The sequence below is a fragment of the Sphingomonas sanguinis genome, from assembly GCF_001476905.1.
In the GTDB taxonomy this organism is placed as follows: Bacteria; Pseudomonadota; Alphaproteobacteria; order Sphingomonadales; family Sphingomonadaceae; genus Sphingomonas; species Sphingomonas sanguinis_B.
In genome coordinates, this window is record NZ_LDTE01000061.1 from 1 (window position 1) to 17,700 (window position 17,700).

Genomic DNA, 17,700 nt, shown 5'->3' on the forward strand with positions numbered 1-17,700 from the left:
TAGCAGAGGTGTAGAAGAGACAGCCTCCCGCCTGCGGGAGGGGCGTGCCAAGCCCGAACGGTGAGCGCTTCTGCAAGCGATGATCGTGTTGTTTATGCCGGACAATCGCCAAGCAACACGCCCCTCCCGCAGGCGGGAGGGGATGGGGGAGGGCCAAGGTGTCTCACCGAGCCCCCACCCCGAACAAAATCAATCCACCCAATCCAACCCGATATCCTTGTAAACCGAACGATCCTCGTCCCAGCCGGGCTTGACCTTCACATGCAGGTACAGGTGAACCTTGTGCCCCAGGATGCGCGACAGTTCCTCGCGGGCCTTGGCCCCGATTTCCTTGATCCGCATCCCGTTCTTGCCCAACACGATGGCGCGCTGGGTCGGGCGTTCGACCAGGATCTGCTGGTGGATCTCGACCGATCCGTCCTCGCGCTCCTTATAGGCCTCGGTCTCGACCGCGCTGGCGTAAGGCAGCTCGGCGTGAAGCTGGAGGTAGATCTGCTCGCGCGTCACCTCGGCGGCCAGTGCGCGTTCGGTGGCGTCGGACACCTGGTCTTCGGGGTAATGCCACGGCCCCTCGGGCATCAGCTTGGCGAAGTGCGCCTTCAGCTCGGGCAGGCCATCGCCGGTCTGGGCTGAGACGAACCAGATTTCGTCGAACGGCACGACCGCATTCAGCTTCTCGGCATGACCCAGCAGCCGCGCCTTATCGGCGATGTCGACCTTGTTGAGGATCAGATGCTTGGGCTCGGGCCGGTGCGCGATCGACTCGGCGATGGCGGTGACCTTGGAGCCGATGCCGCCCTTGCCGTCGACGACCAGCGCCAGGATATCAGCGCCCTCCGCGCCTTCCCAGGCGGCGGCGACCATCGCGCGGTCCAGGCGGCGCTTGGGCTCGAAGATGCCGGGCGTGTCGACCAGCAGGATCTGCGCGTCCCCCTCGATCGCGACGCCGAGCAGCTTGGCGCGGGTCGTCTGCGCCTTGGGGCTGACGATGGCGACCTTCTGGCCGACCAGCGCATTGACGAGGGTGGATTTGCCGGCATTGGGCGCGCCGACGACGGCCACGAGGCCGCAACGTTGTTCAGTCATGCCCTAGCGGTACAGGTCCGGCCCCCTTCCCGCAACGGCCAGCCCACATGGACGGAATGTAATGGTCCGATCACGGAACGGCCAAGCCGCCGCGCGCATTTTTCCTGCCACGATTTCCAGACGCAGGAGAGTTGCCATGAAGACCCTCATCACCGCCCTGTCGGCCGCCGCACTGCTGACCGTCGCAGGTCCCGCCTCGGCCAAGGGTTGCCTGAAGGGCGCGGCGGTCGGCGGCGTCGGTGGCCATTTCGTCGGCAAGGGCCATGCCGTCCTAGGCGCGGCGGCGGGCTGCGCGATCGGCCATCACCGCGCCAAAGTGCAGGCCAAGAAACAGGCCGCGGCGGCCAAGGGGCGCTGAGCCCAGTGACCGGGTGGGCAGCGTCATGAATCCAACTGTTCCCCGACGAAGGCCGGGGCCCATATTCCGCACAGCTGCCTGTTCGCCAAAGCGCCAGACAGACACCGTTCTCTATAGCGCATAGAAACTGGACCCCGGCCTTGCAGGGGAACAGAAGGGTTTAGGCCTTCAGCTTCGCCAACAACGCCTTGGCAGCGGCCGTCTCGGCTTCCTGCTTGTTGGCTCCCGTTGCGCTGGCTTCCGCCGTGCGACCGATCCGCACCGTCACGGTGAAGCGCGGCGCGTGATGCGGGCCCGAACGGTCCGTCACCACATATTCCGGGGCCTTGCGATTATGCGCGGCGGCCCATTCCTGCAGCGCGGATTTGGGATGCTGCGGTGCCTTGCCTTGCGAGTGCACCCGGTCGCCCCAGGCCTGGCGGATAAAGGCGCGCGCCGCGTCCAGCCCCGCCTCGCGATACCAGGCACCAATGAGCGCCTCCATCACGTCGCCGAGCACATTGTCGCTGTCCGACGCGCCGTCGTCGCGCGCCTGCTTGCCGAGGCGCAAGTGATCGCGCACACCCAGGTCCCGGGCGACATCCGCACAGACCGCGCCGGTCACCAGCGAATTGAGCCGCCGCGACAGCTGCCCCTCGGGCTCGTTCGGGAACTGCTCCCACAGCCATTCGGCCATGACCAGACCCAGCACCCGGTCACCCAGAAACTCCAGCCGTTCGTAATTCTCGGCGGCCTGGCTGCCATGGGTCAGCGCCCGGTGAAAAGGGACGCTATCCTTGGGCGCACGTCCCAGAACCTGCGCCAGCCAGTCATCCACCGCGCTCAAAACCCTTCTCCGATCCGGTTCCAGCGCGCGGCCGATACCCAGGTCCAGGGCTTGATCCACTCGGCCGAGCCATCGGTCGAGAAGAAGGTGATCGCAGCGCGCCCTTCCAGCCGCTCCATCGGGATCATGCCCATGCCCTGGGGCGGCGCGAACCGGCTGTCCGCCGAGTCGTCGCGATTATCGCCCATCAGGAAGACATGGCCCTCGGGCACCTTGTAGAGGACGGTATCGTCGCGATCGGGGAAGTTGCCCTGGTCGAGCACGTCATAGCTCTTGCCGTTCGGCAACGTCTCACGGAACCGGGCATAGCGGCAGACCGGCTTGCCATCGACGGTATCGACGAACGGTCCGCATTCCTTGAAGCCGAAATTGGGGGTCAGCGGCAGGACGAAGTCGGCGACGCGCTGCTTGGGGATGGGGCGGCCGTTCAGGACCACCTGACCGTTCGTCACCTGGATCGTATCGCCGGGCAGGCCGATCACCCGCTTGATGACGTCATGATCGTCCGGCCCCGGCGAGCGGAATACCACCACATCGCCGCGCGTCGGCGCACGGCTCAGGATATGACCGGGCAGCAGCGGCAGGCCGAACGGCAGCGACCAGCGCGAATAGCCGTAATTCCACTTGGTCACGAACAGATAGTCGCCGATCAACAGGCGCGGCAGCATCGATTCCGACGGGATGACGAACGACGTCACGATAAAGCTGCGCAGGATGAAGACGAACAGGGCCAGCTTCAGGAAGAAGCGCAGCGTGTCCTTCGTCTCCGACGTTTTGGGTGTATCGGCCATGGCCAGCGGGTTCGCGCAACCCGCCGGTTCCGTCAAGCGGCGTCATCAGGCGGTCAGGCTCTTTCGCCGAGTGCCCAAGCGCTTTACGGGAACCGCCCCTGCCCTCATCGGTACATCCCTGCACGCATGACCGATTTCATTCTCAACCTGATCGCCTGGGGCGGCTATTTCGGCATCTTCCTGCTGATGGCGCTGGAAAACATCATTCCGCCGATCCCGTCAGAGGTCATCATGGGCCTGGGCGGCATGGCGGTGGCACGGGGGCAGATGGAGATGATCCCGCTGATCCTCTGGGGCACGGCGGGGACGACGGCGGGCAATTATGCCTGGTACGGGGTCGGGCGCTATATCGGTTACGAGCGCTTCCGCCCCTTTATCGACAAGCATGGCCGCTGGCTGACCATGGAGTGGCGCGATGTCGAGCGATTGCACCTGTTCTTCGTCCGGCATGGCGGCTGGGTGGTGTTCGTGTTCCGCTTCATGCCCGCCTTCCGCACGCTGATCTCGCTGCCTGCGGGGATCACCCGCATGCCCTTGGGCAAGTTCCTGCTCTGGACCTTTGCGGGCAGCACGATCTGGAACGCGATCCTCGCTTATGCCGGACTGTGGCTGGGATCGAATTTCGAGGCGATCAACCGCTATATCGGTCCGGCGGCCATCGCGATGACGGTGGCGATCGTCATCGGCTATCTCTGGCGCGTGGTCACCTGGAAGCCCCACGGCAAACAGTAATCAGGCGCGCGGATGCGCGGTCCGGTACACGTCAAGCAAGTGCGCCGCATCGACCGCCGTATAGATCTGGGTCGAGCTGAGGCTGGCATGGCCGAGCAGTTCCTGGAGTTGGCGCAAGTCGGCTCCCCGCCCCAGCAGATGCGTCGCAAAGCTGTGCCGCAACGCGTGCGGCGTCGTCCGCCCGCCCAGCCCCAGCCGCTCGCGCGCGCCCTGCACCGCCCGCCGGATGATCGCGGGCGATAGCGGACCGCCCTTTGCGCCCCGAAACAGCGCTTCTTTCGGGATTAACGGATAGGGACTTTGCCCGGCATAAGCCTCGATCGCGGTACGCAGTTCGGGGAGCAGCGGGACGATCCGCGTCTTGCCGCGCTTGCCCGTCACCCGGATCGTCTCGCCCAGCGGCAGGATATCGGCGGTCAGCGCCAAGGCCTCCCCGATACGCAGGCCCGCGCCATAGAGCAGCAACAGCACGGCCCAGTCGCGCGCCGCAATCCAAGGTTCGGCGGCATGGTCTCCTATATCCTCACCCAGCGCCATGATGTCGGCGGGCGACTGGGGGCGCGGCAGGCTGCGCTTGCGACGGGGTCCCTTCAGGGCGGGCGGCCCTACGCCGGCCCAATGAAGGAAAGTCCGCACTGCTGACAATTCCCGCGCGGTCGAGGACGCCGCCAGTCCCTCGCCCCGACGCCGCGCCAGATAAGCCCGCAGGTCGGCGGCGGTGATGCGGGCCAGCGCCGCGCCGTCGATGGCTTCTCCCCAATGTTCGGAGAGAAAAGCGCAAAGCCGCTCCGCCGTCGTGACATAGGCACGCACCGTATGGTCGGAACGACGCAGGTCGACGGTCAGGTGGCGGTAATAGTCGGCGATCAGCGTAGTCATGGGGGCAGTGTAGGCCCGTTACCCAGTGCGGGCGAGACGTTTGCCGTGTTTGGCCCCCGCTGCCCGGCCCTCTACGCCAAGAGCACTTCCAACGATCGCCTCTAACCGCTCCCCTCCCGCAAGCGGGAGGGGATGGGGGAGGGCCAGGGGTCTCACCGAGACCAGTCATCATGGCCCTTGCCCCTCCCCAACCCCTCCCCCTGCCGGGAGAGGGGCTTTTCAGGAAGGGAGCCTCGTCTACATCCCGACGAAAAAGGGGGCGCTCCCTCGCGGAAACGCCCCCTCCCATATTTCGACCGAAGTCAGCTCAGCGATCGAGCACCGCGTCGATCGCCGCGCCCACCTCATCCATCGCCGCCATACCGTCGACCCGGGTCACGATGCCGCGCGCTTCGTAGATCGGCAGGATCGGCGCGGTCTTCGCCCGATACTCCGCCATGCGCGTGCGCACCGTCTCGGCATTGTCGTCGGGGCGACGCTTGAACTCGGTCGAGCCGCAGACGTCGCAGACACCCTCGACCTGGGTCGGCTTGAAGCTGTCATGATAGCCCGCGCCGCACGAGGCGCAGGTGAAGCGCCCGGTGATCCGCTCGACCAGCGCATCCTCGTCGACCGCCAGTTCGATGACGTGATCCAGCGTCTTGCCGCGCTCGGCCAGCAGCACGTCGAGCGCTTCGGCCTGGGCGGCGGTGCGGGGGTATCCGTCGAAGATCGCGCCGCCTTCGGCATCGGCCTGATCCAGCCGCTCGCCGATCAACGCCGAGACGATCGCATCCGATACCAGCTCGCCTGCGTCCATCACCGCCTTGGCCTGGAGCCCGACGGGGCTGCCCGCCTTCACCGCCGCACGCAGCATGTCGCCGGTAGACAGCTGCACCATGCCGCGATTGGCCACCAGCCGCTGCGCCTGGGTCCCCTTGCCCGCACCCGGCGGACCCAGCAGGATGATGTTCACGCCCACGTCACTCTCCCCTCTTTACCCTGAAATCCGCCCGCGCCTCAGCGCAGACGACCGCCCTTCAGCTTCGCCTTTTTGATCAGATCGCCATATTGATGCGCGAGCAAGTGGCTTTGGATCTGGGTCACCGTGTCCATCGTCACGTTGACCACGATCAGCAGGCTGGTGCCGCCCAGATAGAAGGGGATCTGCAGCGCCGAGACCAGATATTCGGGCAGCAGACAGATGATCGTCAGATAGGCCGCGCCGATGACCGTGATACGGGTCAGCACGTAATCGAGATAGGTCTCGGTGTTCTTGCCCGGACGGATGCCGGGGATGAACCCGCCATAGCGCTTCAGGTTATCGGCCGTCTCTTCCGGGTTGAACACCACCGCGGTGTAAAAGAACGAGAAGAAGATGATGCCCGCGCCGTAGAGCAGCATGTACACGGGGCTGCCGTGCTGCAGATACTGGTTCAGGCTAATGATGAAGTCGCCCCAGCGGCTCTCGCCCGCCACGCGCTGGCCCGCAAACTGCGAGATGGTCAGCGGCATCAGCAGCAGCGACGAGGCGAAGATCGGAGGGATCACGCCTGCGGTGTTGATCTTCAGCGGCAGGTGGCTGCGGTCGGCCTGCATGCCCCGCTGCGTTGCACGCTTCGGATACTGGATCAGGATGCGGCGCTGCGCGCGCTCCATGAAACAGATGAACAGGACGAGGACTACGACCGCCAGGATGATGAGGATCAGGCGCACCGGATCGATGCTGCCCGAACGCCCGCCTTCCAGCAGGTTGATCAGCGTGGTCGGCAGGTGGGCGACGATGCCCGCCATGATGATCAGCGACACGCCGTTGCCGATGCCGCGGCTGGTGATCTGCTCACCCAGCCACATCAGGAACATCGTACCGCCGATCAGCGAGATGACCGCCGCGATGCGGAAGGTCATGCCCGGCTCGATCACCGCCTGGATGCCCTGGCTGGCACCGAGGGTCTCGAGCCCGGCGGCGATGAAATACCCCTGGATCGCGGTCAGCAGCACCGTGCCGTAGCGCGTATACTGGTTCAGCTTCTTGCGGCCGCTTTCGCCTTCCTTCTTGATGGCGGCGAGCTGCGGGCTCAGCGAGGTCGCGAGCTGCACGACGATCGACGCCGTGATGTACGGCATCACGCCCAGCGCGATCAGCGACATACGGCTGAGCGAGCCGCCCGAGAAGGTGTTGAAGAAGTCGAGCACGCCGCCCGTGGTCTTCTGGCTCAGCAGGCCCAGCGCGGTCGGGTCGACGCCCGGCAGCGGAACATAGCTGAGCAGGCGGAAGACGATCAGCGCGCCGATCGTGAACCACAGCCGCTTCTTGAGGTCGGTGGCCTTGGCGAATTTCGCCAGGCTGATGCTTTGCGCCATCTGGTCGGCTGCGGATGCCATAGCTGTTGCGTTATCCTGGAAACGAAAAACGGCGGGATGCGTTTTGAACCGCCCCGCCGCTCATATAGGCGCGAAGACGCGCTTGTCTAACCCGGATGAAAAATCCGCCGCTGTCGGCGTGGCGTTTTGCCGGTGACAGCGGCGGAATTTATCCGATTCAGGCCTTGGCGGCGAGCTTCGCGGCGCGGGTCTTACCCTTCTTCGCGGCGGCCTTTTCGGCGGCGGGCACGACGTGCGGCACGTCGACCGAACCGCCGGCCTTCTCGACCGCTTCACGCGCCGAGGCCGACACGCCCTGCACAACGAACGACAGCTTGGTGGTCAGCTCGCCCTTGCCGAGCAGACGCACGCCGTCCTTGCCGCCACGCGCCAGGCCAGCGGCCTTCAGCGCGGCATGGTCGATCGTGCCGTCGGTCTTCAGCTTGCCCGAGTCGATCGCCTTCTGGATCGCACCCAGGTTCACCTCGGCATAGTCCTTGGCGAAGATGTTGTTGAAGCCACGCTTCGGCAGGCGCATGTGGAGCGGCATCTGACCGCCCTCGAAGCCCGCGATGGACACGCCCTCACGGCTCTTCTGACCCTTGACGCCGCGACCACCGGTCTTGCCCTTACCCGAACCGATACCGCGACCGACGCGGATCTTGGACTTGCGGGCACCCTGGTTGTCGAAAAGTTCGTTCAGCTTCATGATTTGCACTCGCTTTCGCTTGTTTCGCGCATGGCCGTCACTCCGAAGAATCACGGCCGCTAGATAAAAGGAAGGGGGCCGCATAGCCCCCTTCCCCGTGTTTGTCACTGTTCAATGTGACGGATGTGAGTCTGTCGTGACGACAGGACTCAGTCCACCACCTGAACCATGTGCTGCACCTTGCGGATCATGCCGCGGACTTCAGGGCTGTCCTGAAGCTCGGAGACCTTGTGCATCTTGTTCAGGCCCAGGCCGACGAGGGTCGCGCGCTGGTCCTTGGTGCGGCGGATCGGCGAACCGGTCTGCTTGATCTTGATGGTAGCCATGGTCGCTTACTCCACGACGGCCGCGGCTTCCGCCTCGGCAGTCTGCTGGGTGGCACCGTGACCGCGACCCAGCAGGTCGGCGATCTTCTTGCCACGACGCTGCGCCACCGACTTGGGCGAGGTCTGCTCGCCCAGGGCTTCGAAGGTGGCACGGATCATGTTGTACGGGTTCGACGTGCCGACCGACTTCGTCACCACGTCGGCGACGCCGAGCGATTCGAAGATGGCGCGCATCGGACCACCGGCGATGATGCCGGTCCCCTGCGGGGCCGAACGCACCGTCACGCGGCCCGCACCGAAATGGCCGTTGCCATCATGATGCAGCGTGCGACCGTCCTTCAGCGGAACGCGGACCATCGCCTTCTTGGCGGCAGCCGTCGCCTTCGAGATGGCTTCCGGCACTTCGCGCGCCTTGCCATGACCGAAGCCCGCACGCCCCTTGCCATCGCCGACCACGACGAGCGCGGCGAAGCCGAAACGCTTACCACCCTTCACGGTCTTCGAGACGCGGTTGATGTGGACGAGCTTTTCGATCAGCTCTTCGCCCTGCTCCTCGGGGTTACCGCGACGATCGTCGCGACGACCACGGTTGCCGTCACGGCCACCACGGCCGCGGTCACCGCCGCCCGGACCACGGCCACGGCCGCCCCGGGGACCACGACCCTGGGTCGCGTCCTGCGCGGCGCCTTCGGCACCGGCAACGGCCACGTTGTTCTCGTCAGCCATATTAGAACTCCAATCCCGCTTCGCGTGCCGCCTCGGCCAGCGCCTTGACGCGACCGTGGAACAGGAAGCCGCCACGGTCGAAAACGACCTGCGTGACGCCGGCGGCCTTGGCCTTCTCGGCCACGCGCTTGCCGACTTCGCTCGCCGCTGCGACGTTCGCGCCCGACTGGCCGCGTGCGTCCTTTTCCAGCGTCGAGGCCGAAGCCACGGTACGACCTGCCTCGTCGTCGATCACCTGGGCATAGATGTGCTTGCCCGAGCGATGCACCGACAGGCGCGGACGGGTGCCGGCCCGCGCACGCAGCGCGGTACGGTTGCGCCGACGGCGCTTCTCGAAAAGAGAGAGACCCTTGGTCATTACTTCTTCTTCCCTTCCTTGCGGAAGATGAACTCGCCGTCGTACTTGATGCCCTTGCCCTTATACGGCTCGGGCTTACGCCAGCGGCGGATCTCGGCGGCCAGCTGACCGACCTTCTGCTTGTCCGCACCGCTGATTTCGACGGTGGTGGCGTCCGGCGTCTTCACCTCGAGGCCTTCCGGCACGTCGATGTTGACGTCGTGGCTGTAGCCGAGCTGCAGCTTCAGGGTTTTGCCCTGCGCGGCGGCGCGGTAGCCGACGCCGGTGATGACCAGCTTCTTCGAGAAGCCTGCGGTCACGCCGGTGACGAGGTTCTGCACCATGGTGCGCTGCATGCCCCAGAACGCGCGAGCGCGCTTCGTGGCGTTGGCAGGCTGCACCGCAATGGCGTCCGCCTGGACGTCATAGGTGATCTCGTCGGCGAGCGGCATGGAGAGGGTGCCCTTGGGACCCTTCACGCTCAGCACCTTGTCGGCGATGGTTGCGGTGACGCCGGCCGGAACCGGGACCGCCTTCTTACCGATGCGGCTCATCAGAACACCTCCGCCAGGACTTCGCCACCGACGTTCTGCTCACGCGCTTCGGCGTCCGACAGAACGCCACGCGGCGTCGACACGATGGTGATGCCCAGGCCGTTGCGAACGCGGGGAAGATCCTGCGCGCCCGAATAGATACGGCGGCCGGGCTTCGACACGCGCGCGACATGCTTGATCGCGGGCTGGCCCTCGAAATACTTCAGCTCGATGCGGATGCCGGCCGCGGGGCCCATCTGCTCTTCGCTGTAGCCACGGATATAGCCCTCGCGCTGAAGCACGTCGAGCACGCGGGCGCGCAGCTTCGACGCAGGCGTCAGGACGGAGTCCTTGCGCGCGCGCTGGCCGTTGCGGATGCGGGTGAGCAAGTCACCCAGGGGATCGGTCACTGCCATCTCAAATGGTCCTTACCAGCTCGACTTGGTGACGCCGGGGATCTGGCCCTTGTTGGCCAGTTCACGCAGCATGACGCGAGCGAGACGGAACTTGCGGTAATACGCACGCGGACGACCGGTGATCTCGCAGCGATTGCGGATACGGGTCGGATTGCCGTTGCGGGGGATCTCGGCCATCTTCAGGCGCGCGATCAGACGCTCGGTCTCATCGAGGCTCTGGTCGTTCGCGATCGCCTTGAGCTTCGCGTACTTGCCCGCATACTTCTTGACGAGAAGGCGACGCTTCTCGTTCTTATTGATTGAACTCAGTTTCGCCATGGACTTAAGCTCTTTCTGTAAGGACCCCCTCCCCGGCGTGGAGAGGGGGCAGTCCGGTTACGCCGCCTTCTTCTCGTCGGCAGCGTCTTCCTTGGGGAACGGGAAACCGAAGAGACGCAGCAGCTCGCGCGCTTCGTCGTCGGTCTTCGCCGAGGTGGTCACGATCACATCCATGCCGCGCACCTTGTCGATGCGGTCATAGTTGATTTCGGGGAAGATGATCTGTTCCTTGATGCCGCAGGCATAGTTGCCGCGACCGTCGAAGGACTTCGGATTCAGGCCGCGGAAGTCGCGAACGCGCGGCAGCGCGATCGTGATGAAGCGGTCCAGGAATTCGTACATGCGCTCGCGACGCAGCGTGACCTTCACACCGATCGGCATGCCTTCACGCAGCTTGAACTGCGCGATCGACTTCTTCGCCTTGGTGATGACGGGCTTCTGACCCGCGATCAGCTCCATCTCGGAGGCGGCCTGGTCGACGCGCTTCTTGTCCTGCGTCGCCTCGCCCACGCCCATGTTGAGCACGATCTTCTCGATACGGGGGATCTCGTTGACGTTCTTGTAACCGAACTTCTCGGTCATCGCCTTGATGATGCTATCCTCGTAGATAGCCTTCATGCGGGGCTTGTAATCAGCCATCGATCTTCTCCCCGGTCTTGACGGCCACGCGGACCTTCTTGCCATCCTGCGTCTCGAAACGGACGCGAGTCGGCTTGCCATCGGCGGTCACGTGCGCAACCTTCGAGATGTGCAGCGGAGCGGCCGTGCGCTCCAGGCCACCCTGCGGGTTCGCCTGGGTCGGCTTGCGGTGACGGGTGGCGATGTTCACGCCGTCCACGACGACCTTGCCGTCCTTCGGCATCGCCAGCGACACGGTGCCGGTCTTGCCCTTGTCCTTGCCGGACAGGACGATGACCTTGTCACCCTTCTTGATGCGTGCAGCGGCCATTACAAAACCTCCGGCGCCAGCGAGATGATCTTCATGTGCTTCTTACCGCGAAGCTCACGCACGACCGGGCCAAAGATACGGGTGCCGATCGGCTCCTCGTTCTTGTTGACCAACACGGCGGCGTTACCGTCGAAACGGATCACCGAACCGTCGGCGCGACGGATGTCCTTGGCGGTACGCACGATCACCGCGCGGTGAACGTCGCCCTTCTTCACGCGGCCACGCGGCTGCGCTTCCTTGACGCTGACGACGATGATGTCGCCGACCGATGCGGTACGGCGCTTCGAGCCGCCCAGCACCTTGATGCACTGCACCCGCTTCGCGCCGCTGTTGTCCGCGACGTCGAGATTGGACTGCATCTGGATCATAGATCCGCTTCCTTCTCTCTTCTGGGGTGGATACCGACCCGACCCCGCCTTAAAAAACGACCCCCGGCGCAGGGCTGCTGCACCAGGGGGAGAGGCCCCATAGCCACTCCTGGTACGAAAGGCAAGCGAGTCGCCCCGCCCTTTCGACCAATCCGCTCATCGCCCCCGAAAGGGCGGCCTTCATTCCGAACCCCGCCCCTCCCTTGAAGGAGGAGCGGGGCACGCAATCAAAGACGTTTAGCCTTCGGCCGAGGCCCGCTCGGGCGTCAGGTGGGTATCGACCCGCTCGACGACCTTCCAGGTCTTCAGCTTCGAGATCGGGGCGGTCTCTTCGATCCGCACCGTCTCACCGGCCTTGTACTCATTGCTCTCATCGTGAGCATGATACTTCTTCGACCGACGGATGATCTTGCCGTAGAGGGGGTGCTTAACCTTCCGCTCCACATTGACGACGACCGTCTTGTCGGTCTTGTCCGAGACAATCACCCCGGTCAGCACGCGCTTCGGCATGTGTCTCGGTCCTTACTTGGCAGCCGCAGCGGTGCGCTGCGCCTGGATGGTCTTGATCCGCGCGATGTCGCGACGGACTTCCTTGACCCGGCTGGGCTTTTCGAGCTGGCTCGTGGCCGCCTGGAAGCGCAGGTTGAACTGCTCACGCTTCAGGTTGCCCAGCGCCTCGACGAGCTGGTCGTCGCTCTGGCCGGTATATTCAGTCTTGGCCATTACTCGCCTCCGAGGTGCGAGGTGTCGCCCAGGCGGGCAACGACCTTGGTCTTGATGGGCAGCTTCATCGCCGCGCGCTCGAATGCTTCGGCGGCCAGCGGGCCGTCGACACCGTCGAGCTCGAACAGGATACGACCCGGCTTCACGCGGGCGGCCCAGAATTCCGGCGAACCCTTACCCGAGCCCATGCGGACTTCGGCGGGCTTCGACGAGACGGGCACGTCCGGGAAGATGCGAATCCACAAACGCCCCTGGCGCTTGATGTGACGCGTGATCGCGCGGCGAGCCGCCTCGATCTGGCGAGCCGTGATACGCTCCGGCTCCATGGCCTTCAGGCCATAGGAACCGAAGTTCAGGCTGGTGCCGCCCTTCGCATCGCCGTGGATGCGGCCCTTAAAGGCCTTGCGGAACTTGGTGCGCTTTGGTTGCAGCATGTTCTTTGATCCTTAGCGGCGATGATCGTCGCGCGCCGGGCGCACGCCGGAGGTCTGAGCCTCCATCATCAGCCGGTCCTGCGCCATGGGATCATGGCCCAGGATCTCGCCCTTGAAGATCCACACCTTCACGCCGCACACACCATAAGCGGTGTGGGCCTGCGCTTCGGCATAGTCGACGTTCGCACGCAGCGTGTGCAGCGGAACGCGGCCTTCACGATACCATTCGGTACGCGCGATTTCCGCGCCGCCCAGACGGCCGCCGCAGGTGATACGGATGCCTTCGGCGCCCAGACGGAGCGCGGACTGCACCGCACGCTTCATGGCGCGACGGAACGCGATACGGCGCTCCAGCTGGTCGGCCACGCCCTGGGCGACGAGCTTGGCGTCGATCTCGGGCTTGCGGATTTCGACGATGTTCAGCGACACATCGGACGAGGTCATCGAACCCAGCTTCTTGCGAAGCTTTTCGATGTCGGCGCCCTTCTTGCCGATGATCACGCCCGGACGCGCCGCGAAGATCGAGATGCGGCACAGCTTGGCCGGACGTTCGATAACGACCTTCGAGATCGCGGCCTGGGGCAGCGTCTTCATGATGAACTGGCGGATCTTCAGATCCTCCAGCAGCAGGCGGCCATAATCATGGCCTTCGGCGAACCAGCGGCTGTCCCAGGTACGGTTGATCTGGAGACGCAGGCCGATCGGATTGCTCTTCTGACCCATTATGCTTCTTCCTGCTCGCGGACGACGATGCGGAGCCGCGAAAACGGCTTCAGGATGCGGGTGGACTTGCCACGGCCGCGCGTCGCGAAACGCTTCATGGTGATCGACTTGCCGACCGACGCCTCGGCGACGACGAGCGCGTCGACGTCGAGGTTGTGGTTGTTCTCGGCATTGGCGATCGCCGAGGCGAGCACCTTGCGCGCATCGACGGCCATCGCCTTCGTCGAGAAGGCGAGGATGTTCATCGCGTCGCCGACCTTCTTGCCGCGGATGAGCGCCGCAACCAGGTTCAGCTTCTGCGCCGAACCACGGATCTGCGTGCCGACCGACAGCGCTTCCTTGTCACCGACCTTGCGGGGGGATGCGGGCTTCGACATCAGCGCTTACCCTTCTTGTCGGCAGCGTGGCCGGGGAAGTAGCGCGTGGGCGCGAATTCACCGAGCTTCATGCCGACCATGTCCTCGTTCACCGAAACGGGAACGAACTTGCGACCGTTGTAGACGTTGAAGGTCAGACCGACGAACGACGGCAGGATGGTCGAGCGACGCGACCAGGTCTTGATCGGACCTGCGCGATTGCCAGCATCCTGAGCCACTTCGGCCTTCTTCAGGAGATGGAGGTCCACGAAAGGACCCTTCCAAACGGAACGAGCCATTGCGTGTTAGCCCTTCTTCTTGGCGTGACGGCTACGGATGATCATCTTGTCCGTCGCCTTGTTGTGACGAGTGCGCGCACCCTTCGTCGGCTTGCCCCACGGGGTGACCGGATGACGGCCGCCCGAGGTCCGGCCTTCACCACCGCCGTGCGGGTGGTCGACCGGGTTCTTCGCAACACCGCGGGTCAGCGGGCGATGGCCCTTCCAACGGTTGCGACCAGCCTTCGCCAGGTTGGTGTTGCCGTTGTCGGGGTTCGACACCGCGCCGACGGTCGCCATGCAGTTCGCATGGATGTAGCGCTGCTCGCCCGAGTTCAGACGGACGATGACCATGCCCTTGTCGCGGCCCACGACCTGCACATAGGTGCCGGCCGAACGTGCGATCTGACCGCCCTTGCCGGGCTTCATCTCGACGTTGTGGACGATCGTGCCGACCGGCATCTGGCCCAGTTCCATGGCGTTGCCAGGCTTCACGTCGGTCTTCTTGCCCGCGATCACCTTGTCGCCGACAGCGAGACGCTGGGGCGCGATGATGTAGGACTGGTCGACCTTGCCGGCTTCGTCGGTGCCATAGTTGATGAGCGCGATGAAGGCGGTGCGGTTGGGATCATATTCGATCCGCTCCACGGTGCCCTCGACGTCCCACTGGCGACGCTTGAAGTCGATGAAGCGATAGCGCTGCTTGTGGCCGCCCGCGATGCCGCGGCTGGTCACATGGCCCTTGTTGTTGCGGCCGCCGGTCTTGCGCTTGCCTTCGGTGAGCGCCTTGACGGGCGCGCCCTTCCAGAGCGCCGAGCGGTCGACGAGGATCAGGCCGCGGCGGGCCGGGCTCGTCGGGTTATAATGCTTGAGTGCCATCGCCTCAGATCCCCGTCGTCACGTCAATGGACTGACCGTCCTTGAGGGTGACGATCGCCTTCTTCATGTCGGAACGCTGATAGGGAGCACCCTTCCAACGCTTCGTCTTGCCCTTCTGGACGATCGTGTTCACGCCGGTGACGGTCACGTCGAACAGAGCCTCGACAGCCGCCTTGATCTCGGGCTTGGTAGCGCCCGAAGCGACCTTGAATACCACGGCGTTGTGCTCGCTGAGGAGCGTCGCCTTCTCGGTGATGTGCGGCGCAACGATCACGTCGTAATGACGCGGATCGACCGCCTTCTGCTGCTTAGCCATTAAAACGGGCCTCCAGCTTTTCGACAGCCGAGCGCGTCAGCACCAGGGTGTCATGCTTCAGAATGTCGTAGACATTGGCGCCAGCGGCCGGAAGGATGTTGATTTCCTTCAGGTTGCCTGCGGCCAGTGCGAACGACGTTTCGACGGCGTCGCCATCGATGACCAGCGCGGTCTTGCCGAAGCCGAGCTTCACCAGATCGCCCTGCAGCGTCTTCGTCTTGTTACCAGCGACCGCCAGATCGTTCATCACGATCAGCGAACCCGCCTTGGCATGGCTCGACAGCGCCATCTTCAGACCCAGAGCGCGAACCTTCTTGTTCAGACCCGGGTTGAAGTCGCGGACGCGGGCGCCGTGCGCCTTACCACCGCCGATGAAGACGGGGGCCCGACGATCGCCGTGACGAGCGACACCGCCGCCCTTCTGGCGACCGAGCTTCTTGCCCGAACGCGCGACATCGGCGCGCTCACGGGTGCCGCGCGCGGTGGCGCGACGCTTTTCCAGCTGCCAGGTCACAACGCGGTGCAGGATGTCGGCGCGCGGATCGAGGCCGAAGACCTCGTCGTTGAGCTCGATGTCCGCGGCGTCGGTGCCGGCGAAGGATTGAACCTTGACCTTCACGACTTAGCCCTCCTGGCTCTCGGTGGCTTCCGGAGCAGGCTCGGCAGAAGCGTTGTTGTTGGCGGCCGCCTTGATGCTGGCGGGGAACGGGGCGTCCGCGTGGCGCGAAACCTTGACCGCGTCCTTGACGATCAGCCAGCCACCCTTCGAGCCGGGCACCGAGCCCTTGACGAAGATCAGGCCGCGCTCGACGTCGGTCGACACGATTTCGAGGTTCTGCTGCGTGCGGTTCTTGTCACCCATGTGACCGGCCATCTTCTTGTTCTTGAAGACGCGGCCCGGGTCCTGACGGTTGCCGGTCGAACCATGCGAACGGTGCGAGACCGAGACGCCGTGGGTCGCGCGCAGACCACCGAAGTTCCAGCGCTTCATCGCACCGGCAAAGCCCTTACCCTGGGTACGACCCTGGATATCGACATACTGGCCGGGGACGAAATGGTCGGCGGAGATTTCCGCGCCGACGTCCAGCAGGCCGTCTTCGTTCACGCGGAACTCGACCAGCACCTGCTTGGGCTCGACTTCGGCCTTGCCGAAGTGGCCACGCTGCGGCTTGGCAACATTCTTGGTCTTGGCGACACCTGCACCAAGCTGGACGGCGGTGTAGCCGTCACGATCCATCTCGCGGCGAGCGACGACCTGTACGCCTTCAAGCGCCAGGACGGTGACCGGCACGTGCCGACCATCGTCCTGGAACAGGCGGGTCATCCCCAGCTTCTTCGCGATCACGCCGGTACGCATGATCCTGTTCCTTCCTCGACAGAGGCCCCCAAGAACCATTCAAGGGGGGCATATCCAACCCGATTAAAGCGAAACGAGCCCCCGTCCCGGGCTGGCGACCGGCGAACCGGTCAGACGGGGGACGCTGCCCCGGCACCATCTCGCTTGCGCGAAACCACCGGGCGGTATCCCTTAAGAGTGCCGGATCACGGGAGCGACCTCGGCGCGTTTTTCCGGAAGCTTCAGGCCGGAGAAACGCCAAAATCCCGTGGGACGGAATCGTCGACCACGGGAGTGCTGGCCCTCTTACGCCAGCTTGATCTCGACATCAACACCTGCGGCGAGGTCGAGCTTCATCAGCGCATCGACGGTCTGCGGGGTCGGCTGCACGATGTCCAGCATCCGCTTGTAGGTGCGGACCTCGAACTGCTCGCGCGACTTCTTGTCGATGTGCGGACCACGGTTGACCGTGAACTTCTCGATGCGCGTCGGAAGCGGGATCGGACCGCGGATGAGCGCGCCGGTGCGGCGTGCGGTGTCGGCGATGTCGCCAGTGGCCTGATCGAGCACGCGATGGTCGAACGCCTTCAGACGAATGCGGATATTGCTGTCCATGATCCCTACCGATGCGAAAGAGCGGGGCTTTCGGTTCGCAATCACAGTGAGCGGCAAGTGCGATCGGCGATCCGACCGGGCACTCGACCGTTCGCCGTGAAGGCGACCCTGGGCCGAAACAAACTCTGGGTTACGACAGCGGCGGCGAACCACCCCTGCCCTCACTAAAAGCAAAAGGCCGACTCCGGTGTTTCCGGTGCCAGCCGATTCCCTCAAGGCGTGTGCCTATACGCATATGCCGGGGGTGCCGCAAGGGGTAGCGGCGGGTTTTTGTTGGAGGGGATGGAACCGGTGCCGACTGGGCCAAATTCCCCCTTCGCTCGGTGCGAACGGCCAGCAGGCG

Annotated in this window: 29 protein-coding genes; 2 read left to right on the plus strand and 27 right to left on the minus strand. The window is 64.7% G+C overall.

Annotation, left to right across the window (positions count from 1 at the left end):
• Window positions 1-189: 189 nt before the first annotated feature.
• Complete coding sequence (gene era / locus SB4_RS10135) at window positions 190-1,086, minus strand: GTPase Era (RefSeq protein ID WP_058752488.1); 897 nt, start codon at window positions 1,084-1,086, stop codon at window positions 190-192.
• 136 nt (window positions 1,087-1,222) lie between these two features.
• Between era and SB4_RS10140 the strand changes: the two genes are divergently transcribed.
• Window positions 1,223-1,444, plus strand: a complete 222-nt coding sequence (locus SB4_RS10140; protein WP_058733090.1) for a hypothetical protein — start codon at window positions 1,223-1,225, stop codon at window positions 1,442-1,444.
• 160 nt (window positions 1,445-1,604) lie between these two features.
• On the opposite strand, the gene rnc is transcribed toward SB4_RS10140, so the two are convergent.
• Entirely contained in the window at window positions 1,605-2,270 is a 666-nt protein-coding gene (rnc, locus tag SB4_RS10145; RefSeq protein ID WP_058716520.1) for a ribonuclease III, read from the minus strand.
• Window positions 2,267-3,061, minus strand: a complete 795-nt coding sequence (gene lepB / locus SB4_RS10150) for a signal peptidase I (RefSeq protein ID WP_058752496.1) — start codon at window positions 3,059-3,061, stop codon at window positions 2,267-2,269. The genes rnc and lepB overlap by 4 nt, the downstream gene beginning before the upstream one ends.
• Before the next feature lie 126 nt (window positions 3,062-3,187).
• On the opposite strand from lepB, the gene SB4_RS10155 reads away from it, so the two are divergent.
• Window positions 3,188-3,793 (plus strand): DedA family protein, encoded by a 606-nt coding sequence (locus tag SB4_RS10155; RefSeq protein WP_058752489.1) that lies wholly within the window; start codon window positions 3,188-3,190, stop codon window positions 3,791-3,793.
• Here the strand turns inward: SB4_RS10155 and SB4_RS10160 are convergent, their stop codons facing one another.
• From SB4_RS10160 to rpsJ, 24 genes are all read right to left on the minus strand, one after another.
• On the minus strand, window positions 3,794-4,672 hold the full coding sequence (locus SB4_RS10160) for a tyrosine recombinase XerC (protein ID WP_058752490.1): 879 nt from the start codon (window positions 4,670-4,672) through the stop codon (window positions 3,794-3,796).
• A gap of 307 nt (window positions 4,673-4,979) precedes the next feature.
• Complete coding sequence (locus tag SB4_RS10165; protein WP_058752497.1) at window positions 4,980-5,627, minus strand: adenylate kinase; 648 nt, start codon at window positions 5,625-5,627, stop codon at window positions 4,980-4,982.
• A gap of 44 nt (window positions 5,628-5,671) precedes the next feature.
• Window positions 5,672-7,036, minus strand: coding sequence for a preprotein translocase subunit SecY (secY, locus tag SB4_RS10170; RefSeq protein WP_058716517.1), 1,365 nt, complete (start codon window positions 7,034-7,036; stop codon window positions 5,672-5,674).
• A 157-nt stretch (window positions 7,037-7,193) separates the two neighbouring features.
• On the minus strand, window positions 7,194-7,724 hold the full coding sequence (gene rplO, locus SB4_RS10175; RefSeq protein ID WP_058716516.1) for a 50S ribosomal protein L15: 531 nt from the start codon (window positions 7,722-7,724) through the stop codon (window positions 7,194-7,196).
• A 149-nt stretch (window positions 7,725-7,873) separates the two neighbouring features.
• Window positions 7,874-8,050, minus strand: a complete 177-nt coding sequence (rpmD, locus tag SB4_RS10180; RefSeq protein ID WP_042491154.1) for a 50S ribosomal protein L30 — start codon at window positions 8,048-8,050, stop codon at window positions 7,874-7,876.
• Window positions 8,051-8,056: 6 nt separating this feature from the next.
• Window positions 8,057-8,776, minus strand: a complete 720-nt coding sequence (gene rpsE / locus SB4_RS10185; protein WP_061779529.1) for a 30S ribosomal protein S5 — start codon at window positions 8,774-8,776, stop codon at window positions 8,057-8,059.
• A 1-nt stretch (window position 8,777) separates the two neighbouring features.
• Window positions 8,778-9,134: a 50S ribosomal protein L18 gene (gene rplR / locus SB4_RS10190; protein WP_007406066.1), complete on the minus strand. Its 357-nt coding sequence runs from the start codon at window positions 9,132-9,134 to the stop codon at window positions 8,778-8,780.
• The gene (gene rplF / locus SB4_RS10195) at window positions 9,134-9,667 is read right to left on the minus strand and encodes a 50S ribosomal protein L6 (RefSeq protein WP_042491159.1); all 534 of its coding nucleotides are present in this window, start codon (window positions 9,665-9,667) and stop codon (window positions 9,134-9,136) included. The genes rplR and rplF overlap by 1 nt, the downstream gene beginning before the upstream one ends.
• A complete protein-coding gene (gene rpsH / locus SB4_RS10200) occupies window positions 9,667-10,062 on the minus strand; it encodes a 30S ribosomal protein S8 (protein WP_058716515.1) in 396 nt (131 codons plus the stop codon). Before rpsH ends, rplF begins: the two co-directional genes overlap by 1 nt.
• A 12-nt stretch (window positions 10,063-10,074) precedes the next feature.
• Complete coding sequence (gene rpsN, locus SB4_RS10205; RefSeq protein ID WP_058716514.1) at window positions 10,075-10,380, minus strand: 30S ribosomal protein S14; 306 nt, start codon at window positions 10,378-10,380, stop codon at window positions 10,075-10,077.
• Window positions 10,381-10,437: 57 nt separating this feature from the next.
• Entirely contained in the window at window positions 10,438-11,019 is a 582-nt protein-coding gene (gene rplE, locus SB4_RS10210; protein WP_058716513.1) for a 50S ribosomal protein L5, read from the minus strand.
• The gene (rplX, locus tag SB4_RS10215) at window positions 11,012-11,329 is read right to left on the minus strand and encodes a 50S ribosomal protein L24 (protein WP_007406132.1); all 318 of its coding nucleotides are present in this window, start codon (window positions 11,327-11,329) and stop codon (window positions 11,012-11,014) included. Before rplX ends, rplE begins: the two co-directional genes overlap by 8 nt.
• Window positions 11,329-11,697: a 50S ribosomal protein L14 gene (gene rplN, locus SB4_RS10220; protein ID WP_007406105.1), complete on the minus strand. Its 369-nt coding sequence runs from the start codon at window positions 11,695-11,697 to the stop codon at window positions 11,329-11,331. The genes rplX and rplN overlap by 1 nt, the downstream gene beginning before the upstream one ends.
• Window positions 11,698-11,934: 237 nt before the next feature.
• Window positions 11,935-12,207, minus strand: a complete 273-nt coding sequence (gene rpsQ, locus SB4_RS10225; protein ID WP_058716512.1) for a 30S ribosomal protein S17 — start codon at window positions 12,205-12,207, stop codon at window positions 11,935-11,937.
• Between the two features lie 12 nt (window positions 12,208-12,219).
• Window positions 12,220-12,420 (minus strand): 50S ribosomal protein L29, encoded by a 201-nt coding sequence (rpmC, locus tag SB4_RS10230; RefSeq protein ID WP_007406063.1) that lies wholly within the window; start codon window positions 12,418-12,420, stop codon window positions 12,220-12,222.
• A complete protein-coding gene (gene rplP / locus SB4_RS10235) occupies window positions 12,420-12,854 on the minus strand; it encodes a 50S ribosomal protein L16 (protein ID WP_007406071.1) in 435 nt (144 codons plus the stop codon). The genes rpmC and rplP overlap by 1 nt, the downstream gene beginning before the upstream one ends.
• A 12-nt stretch (window positions 12,855-12,866) precedes the next feature.
• On the minus strand, window positions 12,867-13,577 hold the full coding sequence (gene rpsC / locus SB4_RS10240; RefSeq protein WP_056430744.1) for a 30S ribosomal protein S3: 711 nt from the start codon (window positions 13,575-13,577) through the stop codon (window positions 12,867-12,869).
• Entirely contained in the window at window positions 13,577-13,954 is a 378-nt protein-coding gene (rplV, locus tag SB4_RS10245; protein ID WP_058716511.1) for a 50S ribosomal protein L22, read from the minus strand. Before rplV ends, rpsC begins: the two co-directional genes overlap by 1 nt.
• Window positions 13,954-14,232: a 30S ribosomal protein S19 gene (gene rpsS, locus SB4_RS10250; RefSeq protein WP_037569384.1), complete on the minus strand. Its 279-nt coding sequence runs from the start codon at window positions 14,230-14,232 to the stop codon at window positions 13,954-13,956. Before rpsS ends, rplV begins: the two co-directional genes overlap by 1 nt.
• 6 nt (window positions 14,233-14,238) lie before the next feature.
• A complete protein-coding gene (gene rplB, locus SB4_RS10255; protein WP_042491179.1) occupies window positions 14,239-15,090 on the minus strand; it encodes a 50S ribosomal protein L2 in 852 nt (283 codons plus the stop codon).
• A gap of 4 nt (window positions 15,091-15,094) precedes the next feature.
• The gene (locus tag SB4_RS10260; RefSeq protein ID WP_058716510.1) at window positions 15,095-15,406 is read right to left on the minus strand and encodes a 50S ribosomal protein L23; all 312 of its coding nucleotides are present in this window, start codon (window positions 15,404-15,406) and stop codon (window positions 15,095-15,097) included.
• Window positions 15,399-16,025 carry a 50S ribosomal protein L4 gene (rplD, locus tag SB4_RS10265; RefSeq protein ID WP_058716509.1) on the minus strand — a complete coding sequence of 209 codons (627 nt, stop codon included), beginning with the start codon at window positions 16,023-16,025 and terminating at the stop codon, window positions 15,399-15,401. Before rplD ends, SB4_RS10260 begins: the two co-directional genes overlap by 8 nt.
• Window positions 16,026-16,028: 3 nt before the next feature.
• Window positions 16,029-16,763 (minus strand): 50S ribosomal protein L3, encoded by a 735-nt coding sequence (rplC, locus tag SB4_RS10270; RefSeq protein ID WP_056430750.1) that lies wholly within the window; start codon window positions 16,761-16,763, stop codon window positions 16,029-16,031.
• Window positions 16,764-17,048: 285 nt separating this feature from the next.
• Window positions 17,049-17,357, minus strand: coding sequence for a 30S ribosomal protein S10 (gene rpsJ, locus SB4_RS10275; RefSeq protein WP_007406109.1), 309 nt, complete (start codon window positions 17,355-17,357; stop codon window positions 17,049-17,051).
• Window positions 17,358-17,700 lie beyond the last annotated feature (343 nt).